The sequence below is a fragment of the Variovorax sp. LjRoot84 genome (assembly GCF_964254305.1).
Classification (GTDB): Bacteria; Pseudomonadota; Gammaproteobacteria; order Burkholderiales; family Burkholderiaceae_C; genus Variovorax.
The window spans coordinates 1236167-1251344 of record NZ_CAXUTE020000001.1 but is presented as its reverse complement, the minus strand read 5'-3'; the positions used below and the strand labels follow the sequence as shown (position 1 = coordinate 1251344).

At 68.1% G+C, this 15178-nt stretch carries 17 protein-coding genes; 12 read left to right on the top strand and 5 right to left on the bottom strand.

The window, feature by feature from the left end; genetic code table 11:
- Nucleotide 1: 1 nt before the first annotated feature.
- From ACSQ9I_RS06385 to ureC, 4 genes are all read left to right on the top strand, one after another.
- A complete protein-coding gene (locus ACSQ9I_RS06385; protein WP_436312615.1) occupies nt 2-304 on the top strand; it encodes an urease subunit gamma in 303 nt (100 codons plus the stop codon).
- Between the two features lie 19 nt (nt 305-323).
- Nucleotides 324-920: a HupE/UreJ family protein gene (locus ACSQ9I_RS06380; protein WP_436312614.1), complete on the top strand. Its 597-nt coding sequence runs from the start codon at nt 324-326 to the stop codon at nt 918-920.
- Between the two features lie 88 nt (nt 921-1008).
- Entirely contained in the window at nt 1009-1314 is a 306-nt protein-coding gene (locus tag ACSQ9I_RS06375; protein WP_093108995.1) for an urease subunit beta, read from the top strand.
- A 2-nt stretch (nt 1315-1316) separates the two neighbouring features.
- Entirely contained in the window at nt 1317-3035 is a 1719-nt protein-coding gene (gene ureC / locus ACSQ9I_RS06370) for an urease subunit alpha (RefSeq protein WP_436312613.1), read from the top strand.
- Nucleotides 3036-3041: 6 nt separating this feature from the next.
- On the opposite strand, the gene ACSQ9I_RS06365 is transcribed toward ureC, so the two are convergent.
- Together ACSQ9I_RS06365 and ACSQ9I_RS06360 are read right to left on the bottom strand one after the other, a co-directional pair.
- Nucleotides 3042-3434 (bottom strand): type II toxin-antitoxin system death-on-curing family toxin, encoded by a 393-nt coding sequence (locus tag ACSQ9I_RS06365; RefSeq protein ID WP_436312612.1) that lies wholly within the window; start codon nt 3432-3434, stop codon nt 3042-3044.
- Nucleotides 3431-3655: an AbrB/MazE/SpoVT family DNA-binding domain-containing protein gene (locus tag ACSQ9I_RS06360; RefSeq protein WP_093108998.1), complete on the bottom strand. Its 225-nt coding sequence runs from the start codon at nt 3653-3655 to the stop codon at nt 3431-3433. The genes ACSQ9I_RS06365 and ACSQ9I_RS06360 overlap by 4 nt, the downstream gene beginning before the upstream one ends.
- 75 nt (nt 3656-3730) lie before the next feature.
- Between ACSQ9I_RS06360 and ureE the strand changes: the two genes are divergently transcribed.
- From ureE to ACSQ9I_RS06335, 5 genes are all read left to right on the top strand, one after another.
- Entirely contained in the window at nt 3731-4309 is a 579-nt protein-coding gene (ureE, locus tag ACSQ9I_RS06355) for an urease accessory protein UreE (protein ID WP_436312611.1), read from the top strand.
- On the top strand, nt 4309-4998 hold the full coding sequence (locus ACSQ9I_RS06350; RefSeq protein ID WP_436312610.1) for an urease accessory protein UreF: 690 nt from the start codon (nt 4309-4311) through the stop codon (nt 4996-4998). Before ureE ends, ACSQ9I_RS06350 begins: the two co-directional genes overlap by 1 nt.
- A gap of 6 nt (nt 4999-5004) precedes the next feature.
- A complete protein-coding gene (gene ureG, locus ACSQ9I_RS06345) occupies nt 5005-5655 on the top strand; it encodes an urease accessory protein UreG (protein ID WP_093109001.1) in 651 nt (216 codons plus the stop codon).
- Between the two features lie 151 nt (nt 5656-5806).
- Nucleotides 5807-6076, top strand: coding sequence for a hypothetical protein (locus tag ACSQ9I_RS06340; RefSeq protein ID WP_093109002.1), 270 nt, complete (start codon nt 5807-5809; stop codon nt 6074-6076).
- 41 nt (nt 6077-6117) lie between these two features.
- Nucleotides 6118-6810 carry an aspartate/glutamate racemase family protein gene (locus tag ACSQ9I_RS06335; RefSeq protein ID WP_436312609.1) on the top strand — a complete coding sequence of 231 codons (693 nt, stop codon included), beginning with the start codon at nt 6118-6120 and terminating at the stop codon, nt 6808-6810.
- A gap of 1 nt (nt 6811) precedes the next feature.
- On the opposite strand, the gene ACSQ9I_RS06330 is transcribed toward ACSQ9I_RS06335, so the two are convergent.
- The 3 genes from ACSQ9I_RS06330 to ACSQ9I_RS06320 are packed head-to-tail and all read right to left on the bottom strand — an operon-like array spanning nt 6812 to nt 11601.
- Nucleotides 6812-8782, bottom strand: a complete 1971-nt coding sequence (locus ACSQ9I_RS06330) for an acetyl/propionyl/methylcrotonyl-CoA carboxylase subunit alpha (protein ID WP_436312608.1) — start codon at nt 8780-8782, stop codon at nt 6812-6814.
- A gap of 4 nt (nt 8783-8786) precedes the next feature.
- Nucleotides 8787-10406: an acyl-CoA carboxylase subunit beta gene (locus ACSQ9I_RS06325; protein ID WP_436312607.1), complete on the bottom strand. Its 1620-nt coding sequence runs from the start codon at nt 10404-10406 to the stop codon at nt 8787-8789.
- A 19-nt stretch (nt 10407-10425) separates the two neighbouring features.
- Nucleotides 10426-11601 carry an acyl-CoA dehydrogenase family protein gene (locus ACSQ9I_RS06320; protein WP_436312606.1) on the bottom strand — a complete coding sequence of 392 codons (1176 nt, stop codon included), beginning with the start codon at nt 11599-11601 and terminating at the stop codon, nt 10426-10428.
- 130 nt (nt 11602-11731) lie between these two features.
- Here ACSQ9I_RS06320 and ACSQ9I_RS06315 point away from each other — a divergent pair, with 130 nt between their 5' ends.
- From ACSQ9I_RS06315 to ACSQ9I_RS06305, 3 genes are read left to right on the top strand one after another with little or no spacing between them, the layout of a single operon-like run.
- The gene (locus tag ACSQ9I_RS06315) at nt 11732-13522 is read left to right on the top strand and encodes an acyclic terpene utilization AtuA family protein (protein ID WP_436312605.1); all 1791 of its coding nucleotides are present in this window, start codon (nt 11732-11734) and stop codon (nt 13520-13522) included.
- Nucleotides 13523-14362 carry a GNAT family N-acetyltransferase gene (locus ACSQ9I_RS06310; RefSeq protein WP_436312604.1) on the top strand — a complete coding sequence of 280 codons (840 nt, stop codon included), beginning with the start codon at nt 13523-13525 and terminating at the stop codon, nt 14360-14362.
- Between the two features lie 33 nt (nt 14363-14395).
- Nucleotides 14396-15175 (top strand): plasmid replication/partition related protein, encoded by a 780-nt coding sequence (locus ACSQ9I_RS06305; protein WP_093109008.1) that lies wholly within the window; start codon nt 14396-14398, stop codon nt 15173-15175.
- Nucleotides 15176-15178 lie beyond the last annotated feature (3 nt).

The following is a 15178-nucleotide window of genomic DNA, read 5'->3' as shown; positions in this document are numbered from 1 at the left end:
CATGGAACTCACACCGCGAGAAAAAGACAAATTGTTGATCTTCACGGCCGCCCTGCTGGCCGAACGGCGCCGCGCACGCGGGCTGAAGCTCAACTACCCCGAAGCCGTGGCGCTGATCTCGGCTGCCGTGATGGAAGGTGCGCGCGACGGCAAGAGCGTGGCCGCCCTGATGAGCGAGGGCCGCAGCGTCCTGTCGCGCGCCGACGTGATGGACGGGGTGGCCGACATGATTCCGGACATCCAGGTCGAGGCCACCTTTCCGGACGGCACCAAGCTCGTGACCGTGCACCAACCCATCGTTTGAAAAACCACCCGCCACCACCATGCGCCTTCTTCGCCAAGCCCCTCTGCTCTTGATTGCGGCGCTGCCGTTGGCCGCGGCCGCCCACACCGGCGCCGATGCCGGCCTGCACCACGGATTCATGTCCGGCTTCCTGCACCCGCTGACGGGGTTTGACCACCTGGCTGCGATGGTGGCGGTCGGCCTGTGGAGCGCGCTCACCGCGCGCCGTGCCTGGCCCGACCTGCTGTGGGCGCCGCTGGGCTTCGCGCTGATGCTGCTGGCCGGCGCGTTGCTCGGGTTGGCGGGCGTGCAACTCCCGGTCGTCGAGCCCCTGATCGCTGCGTCGCTGCTGGGGCTGGGCCTGCTGGTCGTCACGCAGCGCCGCCTGCCGGCGCTGGCCGCCGCCGCGCTGGTCGGCCTGTTCGCCGTGTTCCATGGCGTCGCGCATGGTCAGGAGCTGGCAGGCGAATCCGGTGCCGCGCTCACCCTGGCCGGCATGCTCGCTGCGACGGTGCTGCTGCATGCGGCCGGCATCGCGATCGGCTGGTCGCTGCGCCATGCGAACCGTTGGGTGCCGCGCGTTGCGGGCGCAGCGGTGGCGATCTTCGGCGTTGCACTGCTCGGCGGCGTTGTATGACCGCCCCCCGGCTCGCCACTTCGTGTGCTTCGCCACCCCCCGAGGGGGAGGCGCCTCCGCCTTGGGGCGGCCCGGCGGCGGAGGCATCATGATTCCCGGCGAACTCATCACCGACGAGGGCGATCACGTCCTCAATCCCGGCCGCCGCGCGATCACGCTGGTGGTGCAGAACACCGCCGACCGTCCGATCCAGGTCGGCTCGCACTACCACTTCGCCGAGACCAACGGCGCGCTGGGCTTCGACCGCGAGGCTGCGCGCGGCATGCGCCTGAACATCGCCTCGGGCACCGCGGTGCGCTTCGAGCCGGGGCAGCAGCGCACGGTCGAACTGGTGGATTTCGCCGGCGACCGCCTCGTCTACGGTTTCCGCGGACTGGTTCAAGGAAAGCTCTAAACATGGCAACGATCGGCCGGCGTGCCTACGCCGAAATCTTCGGCCCCACCGTGGGCGACCGCGTGCGCCTGGCGGACACCGATCTCGTGATCGAGGTGGAAGAGGACTACACCCTGCGCGCCGGTGGCTACGGCGAGGAGGTCAAGTTCGGCGGCGGCAAGACCATCCGCGACGGCATGGCGCAGTCGCAGCGCACGAGGGCTGAGGGCACGGTCGACACGGTGATGACCAACGCGCTGATCCTCGACCACTGGGGCATCGTCAAGGCCGACATCGGCCTTCGGGGCGGTCGCATCGTCGCGATCGGCAAGGCCGGCAACCCGGACGTGCAGCCTGGCGTGGACATCGTCATCGGCCCGGGCACCGAGGTCATCAGCTGCGAGGGCAACATCGTCACCGCCGGCGGCATCGACAGCCACATCCACTTCATCTGCCCGCAGCAGATCGAAGAGGCGCTCGCGTCCGGCGTCACCACCATGCTCGGCGGCGGCACCGGCCCCGCAACCGGCACCTTCGCGACCACCGCGACGCCGGGGCCCTGGCACATCGAGCGCATGCTCCAGGCGGCCGACGCCTTTTCGATGAACCTCGGCTTCCTCGGCAAGGGCAACGCGAGCCTGCCGGCTGCGCTGCACGAGCAGATCGATGCCGGCGTCATGGGCCTCAAGCTGCATGAAGACTGGGGCACCACGCCGGCGGCGATCAGCAACTGCCTCGACGTGGCCGACGCCACCGACACGCAGGTCGCGATCCACAGCGACACGCTGAACGAATCCGGCTTCGTCGAGAACACCATCGCGGCCGTGAAGGGCCGCGCGATCTGCGCCTTCCACACCGAAGGCGCGGGCGGCGGCCATGCGCCCGACATCCTGCGCGTGGTGGGCGAGCCGAACTTCCTGCCCTCCTCCACCAACCCCACCATGCCCTACACCGTGAACACGCTCGACGAACACGTCGACATGTTGATGGTGTGCCATCACCTCGATGCCGGCATCCCCGAAGACCTGGCCTTCGCCGAAAGCCGCATCCGCAAGGAAACGATCGCGGCCGAAGACATCCTGCACGACCTCGGCGCGATCAGCATGTTCAGCTCCGACAGCCAGGCCATGGGCCGGGTCGGCGAGGTCGTCATCCGCTGCTGGCAGACCGCCCACAAGATGAAGGGCCAGCGCGGCAAGCTGCCGGAAGACGGCGCGCGCAACGACAACTTCCGCGCCAAGCGCTACGTCGCCAAGTACACGATCAACCCCGCCATCGCGCACGGCATCGCGCACGAGGTGGGCAGCATCGAGGTCGGCAAGTGGGCCGACCTGGTGGTGTGGAAGCCGGCCTTCTTCGGCGTCAAGCCCTTCGCGATCCTGAAGGGCGGCACGATCGCGATGGCCGCGATGGGCGATCCCAACGCATCCATTCCGACACCGCAGCCGGTGCACTACCGCCCGATGTTCGGCGCCTTCGGCGGCTCGCTGGCGAAGAGCTCGCTGACCTTCGTCTCGCAGGCCGGCCTGGCCGCCGGCATCGGCGAGCGCTACGGGCTTGCCAAGACCCTGAGCGCGGTGAAGAACATCCGCGGCATCCGCAAGCAGCACATGGTGCACAACGCCTACACGCCGAAGATGGAGATCGATGCGCAGACCTATGCGGTGCGCGCCGACGGGCAGCTGCTCGTCTGCGATCCGGCGGTTTCGCTGCCGATGGCGCAGCGGTACTTTTTGTTCTGAAGCAGCTCAGCCGGTTCGCGCCTGCAAGTGCTCTCGAATCCAGGCGGCGAAGCCTTGCTCGTCGATCGCGCTGGCGGCGACGTCGAACATCACCAAGGTCGCTTCAGCTTGAGCAGCAACCAATCGCTGACCATTCAGTGCGAGAAACAAACCCACAGCAAGGAACGCAGCGCGCTTGTTGCCATCGACAAATGGATGATTCTTGGCAAGCCCGACGCCGTAGGCTGCAGCCAGATCGGCGAGATCAGGCTTGCCGCAGGCAACCAGATTGCGGGGCCGCGCCAATGCAGACTGGAACAACCCTTCGTCACGCAAGCCTGGGGCACCGCCATGCTCCGCCAGGCTCTCATCGTGCAACAGCATCAGAGACCGCTGGTCGATCCAGCGCCACTCCCTCATTTGGCGAGCTGATGGAACGTGTCCCGAAACTCACGCATGAACTCGCGCCCCAGTTTCAGTTGCTCCTCCACGTCGGGGTCGTACGGTGTCAGCGTCACACCGTTTGCAGCCTCGGTCATGAACAGCGTGTCCCCCTTCTCGACCTTCAAGCGCGCCAGCACTTCCTTGGGCAGGATCACGCCCACGGAGTTACCAATTTGCGTTAGTTTGAGCGCCGACATCGCGATTCCCTGAAGTTATAACTGTTGTTATATTATCGAGGATCAACCGCGGCATCAAGCCCTTCTACATTGCCCATGCTCACAGCCAACAAACTCATGCCCCAAGGCGGCGGCCTCGCGCCGGTGCTGCTCAAGCGCGCCGCCACCGTCGAACTCGACTGGGACGTGCGCCAGAAGAGCCGCTTCGATGTCACCGATTCGCAAGGCCGGCAGATCGGCGTGTTCCTGCCGCGCGGCACCGCGGTGCGCGGCGGCGACGTGCTGGTGGCCGAAGACGGCTCGCTGATCAAGGTGATCGCAGCCAAACAGCCGGTGCTGGTGATCACGCATTGCAGCGAGCACGGCACGCCCTTCGACCTGACGCGCGCGGCCTACCACCTGGGCAACCGGCACGTGCCGATCGAGCTCAAGCCCGACCACCTGAAGATCGAACCCGACCACGTGCTGGCCGGCATGCTGCGCTCGATGCACCTGATCGTGCGCGAAGCCGAGGAGGCTTTCGAACCCGAAGGCGGTGCGTATGGCGCGCATGGCGGCGGCCATGGGCATTCGCATGGCGCCGCGCCGGTGGGGCCGGTGCTGCATCCGGACGCCTACGCGGCGCCGCATGCGCACGATCACGGCCACGATCATTCCCACGGCCACTCGCACTGATGGACGACGCGCCGGGCGCCCTGTCCGCTGCCAGCTTGCTGCAGCTGATCTGGCTGGCCTCGCCGGCGCTGCCCGTCGGCGGCTTCTCCTATTCGGAGGGGCTGGAAGCGGGCATCGAATGGGCCGGCCTCGCCACCGAAGCGGCGGCCTCCGACTGGCTGGCCGACCAGCTCCATCTGAGCCTGGCGCGCGCCGACCTCGCGGTCGTGGCGCAGGCGGTTCCCGCCTGGCGCAGCGGCGACACGGCACGCATCCGCGCGCTCAACGACTGGGTGTTCCAGACCCGCGAATCCGCCGAGTTCCAGCTGCAGACCGAGCAGATGGGCCGTTCCTTCGTCGAATGGCTCAAGCTGCACCATGCCGACGCCGCGAGCGTCTTCGACAGCCTGCCCGCAAGCTATCCCGTAGCCTTCGCCTTCGCCGCCAGCCGCACCGGGGCACCGGTGCGCGACGCCTGCCTGGCCTTCGCCTTCGGCTGGGCCGAGAACATGGTGGCGGCGGCGGTCAAGGCCGTGCCGCTGGGGCAAAGCGCCGGCCAGCGCATGCTGGGCCGGCTGGCCGCGGAAATTCCCACAGCAGTCGAGAGTGCGCTCACACTGGCGGATGATGAACGCCAGGCCTTTTCCCCCATGCTCGCCGTGCTGTCGGCGCGCCACGAAACCCAGTATTCGCGCCTCTTTAGAAGCTGAACCATCATGTCCTCCGCCCTGCACCACATCCCCCACCGCACCAAGAGACTGCCGCCGCTGCGCGTGGGCATCGGCGGGCCGGTCGGCTCCGGCAAGACCACGCTGCTCGAGATGCTCTGCAAGGCGATGCGCGACAAGTACGACCTGATCGCCATCACCAACGACATCTACACCAAGGAAGACCAGCGCCTGCTGACGGTGGCTGGCGCATTGCCGGCCGAGCGCATCATGGGCGTGGAGACCGGCGGCTGCCCGCACACCGCGATCCGTGAGGACGCCTCGATCAATCTCGAAGCCATCGATCGCATGTTGGGCGAGTTCCCCGACGCCGACGTGGTCTTCGTCGAGAGCGGCGGCGACAACCTGGCCGCCACCTTCAGCCCCGAACTCAGCGACCTCACGATCTACGTGATCGACGTCGCGGCCGGCGAGAAGATCCCGCGCAAGGGTGGCCCCGGCATCACCAAGAGCGACCTGTTCGTGATCAACAAGACCGACCTCGCGCCCTACGTGGGCGCCGACCTCGGGGTGATGGAGGCCGACACCCGACGCATGCGCAAGCAGCGGCCCTTCGTGATGACCAACCTCAAGACCCACACCGGTCTGGCCGAGGTCGTGGCCTTCATCGAAGAGCGCGGCATGCTCGTCGGCGACTGAGCGGGCGCACGCATAGACGAGAGCGCTTCGGCCCCCATTTGTCGCGGCGATTCGAGAAATGCATCACATCTTCGAGACGTCATAGAGCTTCGGGCTTATTTCTTGCTGAGCCCGGAAATCCGATACTTCCGTAACGAATACGAAAGTTCCTATGGCCTCCGAAGCAACCTTCCATCCCGCGACCAGCAGCGTCCAGTTCGCGATCTACCCCGACGGGTACGACGGCGCACGCATCATTGCCCGGATCGACGAAGAGGCGCTGCACGCCCGCTTCCATGCACCTGAGGGCGACACCGAACTGGTGCGCGCCTATGCGGAGAACGCCGACTCCATCGACGCGCTGGCGACCGCCCGCTACCGCGAGAACCCGATGGCCGCCATCTGCCTGCACAGCACGGACTTCCAGGCCAGCGGTTTCTAGCGGGAAGGCGGCCTGCGCCTTCGCCGGTGGAGAATCCGGCCATGCCCCAGCACATCGGAATCGTCGGCTGCTCCGCCGAAGGCGCGGCCCTTTGCTACAAGACCATTTGCGCCGACGGCGCGCAGCTTCTGGGCCCGCATGCCCATCCCGAGGTCTCGATGCACACGCCCTCGCTCGCCGAGTACGTCGAGTGCCTGGACCGCGGCGACCTGCAGGGCGTGGGCGAACTGATGCTCGCCTCGGCCCACAAGCTCGCGAAGACCGGCGCCGACTTCCTGGTCTGCCCCGACAACACCATCCACCAGGCGCTGCCGCTCATCGAAGCGCGCTCGCCGCTGCCCTGGCTGCACATCGCCGAAGTGGTTGCGGCCGAGGCCGTCGAACGCGGCTATCGCCGGCTCGGCCTGACCGGCACGCGCTGGCTGGTCGACAGCGAGGTCTATCCCGAAAAGCTGGCGGCGCGCGGGCTGGCCTGCATGCGGCCGAGCGATGCCGAACGCGACGACATCCAGCGCATCATCATGGACGAGCTGGTCTACGGCGTGTTCAAGCCCGAGGCGGTGGACCGCTTCCAGCAGCTCATCGGGCGCATGAAGGACGAGGGCTGCGATGCCGTCATCCTCGGCTGCACCGAGATTCCGTTGATCGTCAACGACACCAATTCACCGCTGCCGCTGCTCGACTCCACGCGCCTTCTGGCGCGGGCAGCGCTGCGTCGGGCGGTGCAGGCCTAGTTCAGGGCGCCTCGATCGCCAGTTCGGCCACCACGCGGCTGGCCGCGACCTGGTCGCCGGTCTTCACATGCAATGCCGTCACCCGGCCCGACGACGGCGCCGCATGCACGTGCTCCATCTTCATGGCTTCCAGGGTCACCATGGGCTGGCCGGCCTCGACGCTGTCGCCGACAGCCACCATCACCGCGACCACGCGGCCGTTCATCGATGCGCGCAGCTTGCCGTCGCCGGCTGCGTCACCGGACTTGAGCGCGGCCGCGCGCGTGTGGTCTTCCACGCGCAATTGGCGGCCCCGGTAGTGCAGGAGCAGCAGGGGGCCGTCGCGATGGCAGACCGCGCGCTCGGCCAGGCCGTTGCAGACGAAGCGCACCGAAGTCTGCACCCGTTCGACTCGATCGATCTCGAAGACGCCTTCGTCGATGCCCACGCTGAACCGATCGGGATGCGCGCGCACGACGCCGCCGCCGAGCATCCGGCCGTCGAGCGTGAAGCGCAGCGAGATCGGCAGCGTGTGCGTCAGGGGGCGCCCTTGGGACGGCCGCTCTCCGGCAACGTCGCAGAGCAGCACGGCCGCGAGCGCGGCGGCACGGTCCTGCGTGGCGCTGTCCGATGCGAGCAGCTCTTCCTGCTGCTGGTCGATGAAGGCGGTGCTCGCACCGCCGGCCGCGAACACCGGGTGCGCAAGGCAGCGCTGCAGGAAGAGCTGATTGGTCGTCACGCCCAGCGCCACCGCATCCTCGAGGCCGGCCATCAGCTTGCGCCGCGCCTCCTCGCGCGTGCGGCCGTGCGCGATGAGCTTGGCGATCATCGAGTCGTAGAAGGGCGGAATCTCGGCGCCCGGGCGCAGCGCATCTTCCACGCGCAACTGCGGCGGCATCTGCCACAGCGCCATGGTGCCGCTCTGGGGCATGAAGCCTTGCGCAACATCTTCTGCACAGAGGCGGACCTCGATCGCGTGGCCGTCGAAGCGCACCTCCTGCTGCGCGAGCGGCAAGGGCTCGCCGGCCGCCACGCGCAGCTGCAGCTCCACCAGGTCGAGTCCGGTGATGGCCTCGGTGACCGGATGCTCCACCTGCAGCCGCGTGTTCATCTCCATGAAGTAGTAGTTGCCCTCGCCGTCGAGCAGGAATTCGAGGGTGCCAGCGCCCTCGTAGCCGATGGCCTTCACTGCCGCTACGGCCGTCGCACCCATGCGCTCGCGCAGCACCGCATCCACCGCCGGCGAGGGCGCCTCCTCGATGATCTTCTGGTGGCGGCGCTGCACCGAGCAGTCGCGCTCGCCGAGATGGATGGCATGGCCGTGGCGGTCGGCGAAGACCTGGATCTCGATGTGGCGCGGCGCGACGATCGCGCGCTCGAGGATGAGCTCCGGGTTGCCGAAGGCAGCTTCCGCTTCGGAGCGCGCGCTCTGCAGCAGCGCGGGAAACGCCTTCGCCGAGGGCGCCAGCCGCATGCCGCGCCCGCCGCCGCCGGCGGCGGCCTTGATCATCACCGGGAAGCCGATGCGCTCGGCTTCCGCGGCGAAGCGTGCATCGCTCTGGTCGTCGCCCTGGTAGCCCGGAATGCAGGGCACGCCGGCGGCCTGCATCAATGTCTTGGCACCGGCCTTGTGGCCCATCGCGGCGATCGCCTCGGGCGAAGGGCCGATGAACACCAGCCCGGCCTTCTTGCAGGCACGGGCGAAGGCTTCGTTCTCGGCCAGAAAGCCGTAGCCCGGATGCACCGCGTCCGCGCCCGCCAATGCGGCCGCTTCGAGAATCGCTGGGATGCACAGGTACGACTGCGACGGCAAGGGCTCGCCGATGCAGACCGCCTGGTCGGCCTCCTGCACGTGGCGCGCATCGGCATCGGCGGTGGAATACACGGCCACGGTGCGAAAGCCGAGGGCACGCGCGCTGCGGATGATGCGCAGCGCGATCTCGCCGCGGTTGGCGATGAGGATCTTGCGGAAGGGTGTGGATGGCATGGCCATGAACTCAGGGACGCGCCACGGAGAACTGCATCGCCTGCGGCCGGCGCAGCTCGGCATCGCGGCAGATCGAGAGCACCTGGGCGATCACGGCGCGCGTGTCGCGCGGATCGATCACGCCGTCGTCGAGCAGGCGCGCGCTGGTGGTGAACACGCTGGTCTGGCTCTCGAAGCGCTCGATGATGCGGCGCTCCAGCTCGTCGAGCTTGGCCTGGTCCACCGCGCCCTTGCGCTTCATCGCGGCCTCGGTGACCATGACCATGGTGCCGGCCGCCTGCTCGGCGCCCATCACGGCCGTCCTCGCGTTGGGCCACGAGAAGCAGAAGCGCGGATGGAAGCCGCGCCCGCACATGCCGTAGTTGCCGGCGCCGTAGGAGGCGCCGCAATAGAGCGTGATCTGCGGCACGGTGGCGTTGGTCACGGCCTGGATCATCTTGGAGCCGTGCTTGATCATGCCGGCCTCCTCATGCGCCTTGCCCACCATGAAGCCGGTGGTGTTGTTGAGATAGAGGATCGGCGTCTTCGACTGGCAGCAGGCCTGGATGAAGTGGGTTGCCTTGTTGGCGCCGGCGCTGTCGATGGGGCCGTTGTTGGTGACGACGCCGAGCGGCAGCCCCTCGATCTTGATGTGGCCGACCACGGTGGCGCTGCCGTAGTTCTCGCCGAAGGCCAGGAACTCGGAGTCGTCGGCGATGCGCGCGATCACCTGCCGCATGTCGACCGGGCGCTTGGGATCCATGGGCATGATGCCCAGCAGCTCCTCGGCGTCGTGGCGCGGCGGCTTGAAGCGGCGCGGCGCCTCGGCCGGCAGCTCGCGGTTCCAGTCGATGTGGGCGAGGATCTCGCGCGCGATGCGGATCGCGTCGCGATCGTCTTCGGCCAGGTAGTCACCGAGGCCCGAGATCGAGGTGTGCATGAGGGCGCCGCCCAGCTCCTCCTCGGTCGCGATCTCGCCGGTCGCGGCCTTCAGCAGCGGCGGCCCGGCGAGAAAGGCGCGCGAGCGGCCCCGCACCATCACGATGTAGTCCGACAGGCCCGTCTGGTAGGCGCCGCCAGCGGTGGAGGAGCCGTGCGTCACCGTGATCACCGGCAGGCCGGCCGCCGACATGCGCGCGAGGTTGCGGAACAGGCTGCCGCCCTTGATGAACTCCTCGACCTTGTAGGTGAGCAGGTTGGCGCCTGCGCTCTCGACCAGCTGGACGTAAGGCAGCTTGTTCTCGAGCGCGAGCTCCTGCATGCGCAGCGCCTTGTCGAGGCCCATGGGCTGCAGCGCGCCGGCATCGATGCCTGAGTCGGAGGCATTGACCATTACGCGCACGCCCGAGACCCAGCCGATGCCGCCGATGATGCCGCCGCCCGGCACGCTCTGGTCGAGCTCGGGCTTGTCCAGGCCGAGACCGGCCAGCGATGCGATTTCGAGAAAAGGCGAGCCCGGATCGAGCAGCAGCGAAACCCGATCGCGCGGCAGCAGCTGGCCGCGTTGCTCGAAGCGCTCGCGCGATCGGGCCGAGCTCGCCGCGCTGCGCTGCTCGCAGGCGCGCACGCGTTCGAGCAGGGCCAGCATGCCCTCGCGGTTGGCCTGGAAGGATTCGCTGTCGGGATAGATGGTCGACTCGATGCTTGCCATGTTCTTTTTTCCTTGCGCCTCAAAGGCCCAGCTGCCGCGCGGCCAGGTCCTTCATGACCTCTTCCGATCCGCCGCCGATCATCATCACCTTGACCTCGCGGTAGATGCGCTCGCTCTTCGTGCCGCGCATGTAGCCCATGCCGCCCAGCAGCTGCACCGCCTGGTCGGCACAGAACTGCATGGCCTGCGTCGCCTGCACCTTGGCCAGGCAGATGCGCGCCACCAGTTGCGCCGGGTCGGCGAGCTGGTGCTCGATGCGGTAGGCCAGGTCGTAGACGAGCGTGCGCGCGGCGTCGATGCGCAGGATCATGTCCATCAGCTTGTGGCGCACCACCTGCCGCTCGGACAGCGCCGTGCCGCCGATCGTGCGCTGGCGCGCCCAGTCCACAGCCTCCTCCAGACAGACCTCGGCATAGCCGCAGGCCAGCGACGCCATCAGCAGGCGCTCGGTGTTGAAGTTGCGCATGAAGAGCTTGAAGCCGCGGTTCTCCTCGCCCACGAGGTTGGCCACCGGCACCCGGCAGTCGTCGAAGCGAAGGTGCGCGGTGTCGGAACTCCACCAGCCCATCTTCTTGAGCGGCGTGCGGGTGAGCCCCGGCGTGCCACCCTCGATCACCAGCGCCGAGATGCCGCCGGCGCCCAAGACCTTCGGGGCGGTGCGCACCGCAGTCGTGATGAAGTCGGCGCGCACGCCCGAGGTGATGAAGGTCTTCTCGCCGTTCACGATGTAGTGATCGCCGTCGCGGATCGCGGTGGTCTTCAGGTTGGCCACGTCGGAGCCGCCCGAGGGCTCGGTGACGGCCAGCGCAGCAATCTTGCGGCCCGCGAGCACCGGCGGGATGACGCGGCGTTTCAACTCTTCGCTGCCCGCGGCAAGAATCGGCGGCAGCGCGATGCCGTGCGAGTTCATCGAGGCCTGCACGCCGCCAGAACCGCAGCGCGCGAACTCCTCGGCCACCACGAGCTGGTAGAACACGTCGGCCGGCGTGCCGCCGTATTCCTCCGGATAGCCCAGCCCCAGGATGCCGAGTTCGGCCGAGCGCGCATAGAGCGAGCGCGGAAAGGTCTCGGCCTCGTCCCACGCGTTCACGTTGGGCGTGATCTCGCGCGAGATGAAGTCGCGGACGCTGGCGCGGAACTGCTCGTGATCGGGACTGAAATAGAAGGGCAGCGGCGGCGCATCGAGAAAGTCCATTGACGACTCCTTGTCGCGACCAAGGCTAGCGGCCCGGCGCGCCCAGGTCTTGCGCGTAGTGGCTGCGGCCCTGGTCCACTAGCGAGTTGACGCAAGCGCAGCGCGCGGCGGATCGCTAAGCTGCATCTCCATGACAAGCAGCAGCAAGATCGTCCGCATCGGCGGCGCCTCCGGCTTCTGGGGCGACAGCATGGTGGCCACGCCGCAACTGGTGAAGGGAGGGCGGCTCGACTACCTGGTGTTCGACTACCTGGCCGAGACCACGATGGCCATCCTGGCGGCGGCGCGCGCCAAGCAGCCCGAGCTGGGCTGGGCCACCGACTTCGTCGACATCGCGATGAAGCCGGTGCTCGGCGAGGTGAAGCGGCAAGGGATCAAGGTGATCAGCAACGCGGGCGGCATCAATCCGCACGGCTGCGCGGCCGCGCTGCAGGCCATGGCCGAGGCCGAAGGCATCGCGCTGCGCATCGCCGTGGTCGAGGGCGACGACATCGGCGCGCAGATGCCGGCCGTGCGCAAGCGCGGCATCCAGGACATGTTCAGCGGCGAAGCCTTGCCCGAGAAGGTGCTGAGCGCCAACGCCTACCTCGGCGCCGCGCCGATCGCCGCCGCGCTGGCGGCCGGTGCCGAGGTGGTGATCACCGGACGCTGCGTCGACAGCGCCGTGACGCTGGGGCCGCTGATGCACGAATTCGGCTGGACCCACGACGACTTCGACCTGCTGGCCTCCGGCAGCCTCGCCGGCCACATCATCGAGTGCGGCTGCCAGGCGACCGGCGGCCTGCACACCGACTGGGAAGAGATCCCGGACTGGGCAAACATCGGCTACCCGATCGTCGAGTGCCATGCCGACGGCAGCTTCGTCCTGACCAAGCCCGAGGGCACCGGCGGCAAGGTGGTCCGCGCGGCGGTGGCCGAGCAACTGCTCTACGAGATCGGCGACCCCGGCGCCTATCTGCTACCGGACGTGAGCTGCGACTTCCGCGAGGTCGTAATCGAGCAGCAGGGAGAGAACCGCGTGCGCGTGAGTCCTGCCAAAGGACGCCCGCCGACGCCGAGCTACAAGGTTTCGGCGACCCAGCAGGGTGGCTACCGCTGCGCGGGCAGCCTGGTGATCGTCGGCATCGATGCCGAGAAGAAGGCCCGACGCACGGCCGAGGCGATCATCGAGCGCACCGGCCGCATCCTGCGCGAGAGCGGGCAGCCGCCCTTCACCTCCACCTACATCGAAGTGATCGGCGCCGAGTCGCTCTACGGCCCGCATGCGCGCACGCGGGCGTCGCGCGAGGTCATGATGCGGGTGGTGGCCAATCATCCGCAGAAGGCCGCGCTCGCGATGTTCGCGCGCGAGATCGCGCCGGCGGGCACCTCGTGGGCGCCCGGCACCACGGGCCCGGGCGGCGGGCGGCCTTCGGTGTCGCCTCTGATCGAGCCCTTCTCTTTTCTGCTGGAGAAAGAGGCAGTGCCGGTCGCCTTCGTGCTCGACGGCGAGCGGCATGCGGTGCCCGTTCCGGCGGGAACGGGCGACGGTGTCGCGCCCGATGTGCCAACGCCCTCTCCATGGATCGATCCCGATGAGCCGATGGAGGAAGTGCGCCTCATCCAGCTCGCCTGGGCGCGCAGCGGCGACAAGGGCAACCTCTCGAACATCGGCCTGGTCGCACGCCGCCCCGAATGGCTGCCGCTGCTGTGGGAACGCGTGACGCCCGATGCCGTGGGCGCCTATTTCGCGCACCTGGTTCACGGCAAGGTGGAACGCTTCTACCTGCCCGGCATCGCCGCGATGAACCTGCTGCTGCACGACGCGCTCGACGGCGGCGGGCCTTCATCGATGCGCATGGATCCGCTCGGCAAGGGCATGGGGCAGATGCTGCTGGACATGCGGATCAAGGTTCCGCGTTCGCTGGCCGCGGGGCTTTGAATGCAGAGCAGGCCCGACACCCGCTTCGCCCCCGCCGCCGAATTCGGCCGCAGCGAACTCACCGCGCTCTGGAATCGCGCCTACGAAAACTACTTCGTTCCGATCGCCTTCACCGAACCGCTCTTCGAGAGACATCTGCGGCGCGCGAGCGCCGACCTGGACCTTTCCAGGCTGCTCCTGATCGGCGACGCGCTCCATGGCATTTCGCTCGTGGGCCGCAGGCAGGAGCGTGCCTACTTGGCCGGCTTCGGCATCGCCGGCGCGCAGCGGGGCCAAGGGCTGGCAAGGGCGCTGCTCGAGGCACAGATCTCGGCCTTGTCGGACGCGGGGATGCGCGAAATCGTCCTCGAGGTCATCGAACAGAACCCGGCCCGGATGCTCTACCGCAAGGCGGGCTTCGCGGAGATTCGGCCCTTGGTGGTTCTGGAGGGAACACTTGCGCAAGGCCGCGCATCTGCCGGTATGGCGCTCGACGCTGCCGCCCTCGCATCCGCGCATGCGCTGTGCAATGCGGACACACGTCCGACCTGGCGCCGCGAAATCCCCACGGTGCTGGGCGCCGTCGCGACCGAGGGGGCAGTAGCCCTCGGTGTGCAGCGGGACGCCGCCATCGTCGGCTACGCCGTCTATCTCGAAGGCAGCGAGAACAGCGCGCTGCTCGATGCCGGCGCGCTCGACGAGGCCGCGGCTTCCGATCTGCTGGACGCCCTCGCCTGCGCGCGCGTCGGCACGACATGGCGGCTGGTCGACGAGCCGCCGGACAGCGCCCTGTTTCGCGCGGTGACCGCGCGCGGGCTGGCAACCGGCATCCGTCAGGTGGAGATGCAACTCGCGCTCTGAGAGAATGCCGCCCCTATCCCTGATCCCGCATCCATGAATATCGTCGTCAACGAAGAACTAAGAACCTATATCGACCCGTTGACCCCCGAGGAACACGAAGCGCTGGAGCGAAGCATCCTGGCCGAAGGCTGTCGCGATGCACTGGTGCTGTGGGGCGATGTCCTGGTAGATGGCCACAACCGCTACGGCATCTGCCAGAAGCACGGGCTGCCGTTCCAGACTGTGCAGAACACGCGCTTCCAATCCATCGAGGACGTGCACCTGTGGATGATCGACCAGCACCTGGGCCGACGCAGCGTCTCGGACTTCCTGCGAGGCGTGCTGGCGCTCAGAAAGAAGGAGATCGTGGCCGAACGGCAGGCCCGCACGCCGGCAGCGACCGCGCCGGCAGAGGTTCAGACCTCGGCAGACTCGTCCGCGCCATTGAACAGCCGTGAAGCCGTCGCCAAGGCCGCTCGCATCAGCAGCAGCCAGGTGGTGATGATCGAGAAGATCCGCAAGCAGGCCGCGCCCGAGCTGGTGGCGGCCGTCAAGTCCGGCACGATCTCGATCAATGCCGCGGCGGCCGTGGCGAGCTTGCCGGCCGAAGAACAGGTGGCTGCCGCAATCGCCGGCAAGGATGAACTGAAGCAGGTCGCCAAGCGCGTCCGCGAGGCCAGGCGCAAGCCGCGCGAGGAATCGGCGCCATCCGACGACTCGGCAAAGCCCGATCTCGTGCAACGGCTGGAACAGCGCGTGGCCGAACTGACGGCCGAGAACGAAGACTTGCGCAGGCAAGTGGCCGATCTGCTGCAGGCGCAGCGGACGGGCTAGCCG

What these genes read in the sequence shown, in the direction of transcription:
- ACSQ9I_RS06385 (WP_436312615.1), top strand. Translation starts at nt 2, where the DNA reads ATGGAACTCACACCGCGAGAAAAAGACAAATTGTTGATCTTCACGGCC.
- ACSQ9I_RS06380 (WP_436312614.1), top strand. Translation starts at nt 324, where the DNA reads ATGCGCCTTCTTCGCCAAGCCCCTCTGCTCTTGATTGCGGCGCTGCCG.
- ACSQ9I_RS06375 (WP_093108995.1), top strand. Translation starts at nt 1,009, where the DNA reads ATGATTCCCGGCGAACTCATCACCGACGAGGGCGATCACGTCCTCAAT.
- ureC (WP_436312613.1), top strand. Translation starts at nt 1,317, where the DNA reads ATGGCAACGATCGGCCGGCGTGCCTACGCCGAAATCTTCGGCCCCACC.
- ACSQ9I_RS06365 (WP_436312612.1), bottom strand. Translation starts at nt 3,434, where the DNA reads ATGAGGGAGTGGCGCTGGATCGACCAGCGGTCTCTGATGCTGTTGCAC.
- ACSQ9I_RS06360 (WP_093108998.1), bottom strand. Translation starts at nt 3,655, where the DNA reads ATGTCGGCGCTCAAACTAACGCAAATTGGTAACTCCGTGGGCGTGATC.
- ureE (WP_436312611.1), top strand. Translation starts at nt 3,731, where the DNA reads ATGCTCACAGCCAACAAACTCATGCCCCAAGGCGGCGGCCTCGCGCCG.
- ACSQ9I_RS06350 (WP_436312610.1), top strand. Translation starts at nt 4,309, where the DNA reads ATGGACGACGCGCCGGGCGCCCTGTCCGCTGCCAGCTTGCTGCAGCTG.
- ureG (WP_093109001.1), top strand. Translation starts at nt 5,005, where the DNA reads ATGTCCTCCGCCCTGCACCACATCCCCCACCGCACCAAGAGACTGCCG.
- ACSQ9I_RS06340 (WP_093109002.1), top strand. Translation starts at nt 5,807, where the DNA reads ATGGCCTCCGAAGCAACCTTCCATCCCGCGACCAGCAGCGTCCAGTTC.
- ACSQ9I_RS06335 (WP_436312609.1), top strand. Translation starts at nt 6,118, where the DNA reads ATGCCCCAGCACATCGGAATCGTCGGCTGCTCCGCCGAAGGCGCGGCC.
- ACSQ9I_RS06330 (WP_436312608.1), bottom strand. Translation starts at nt 8,782, where the DNA reads ATGGCCATGCCATCCACACCCTTCCGCAAGATCCTCATCGCCAACCGC.
- ACSQ9I_RS06325 (WP_436312607.1), bottom strand. Translation starts at nt 10,406, where the DNA reads ATGGCAAGCATCGAGTCGACCATCTATCCCGACAGCGAATCCTTCCAG.
- ACSQ9I_RS06320 (WP_436312606.1), bottom strand. Translation starts at nt 11,601, where the DNA reads ATGGACTTTCTCGATGCGCCGCCGCTGCCCTTCTATTTCAGTCCCGAT.
- ACSQ9I_RS06315 (WP_436312605.1), top strand. Translation starts at nt 11,732, where the DNA reads ATGACAAGCAGCAGCAAGATCGTCCGCATCGGCGGCGCCTCCGGCTTC.
- ACSQ9I_RS06310 (WP_436312604.1), top strand. Translation starts at nt 13,523, where the DNA reads ATGCAGAGCAGGCCCGACACCCGCTTCGCCCCCGCCGCCGAATTCGGC.
- ACSQ9I_RS06305 (WP_093109008.1), top strand. Translation starts at nt 14,396, where the DNA reads ATGAATATCGTCGTCAACGAAGAACTAAGAACCTATATCGACCCGTTG.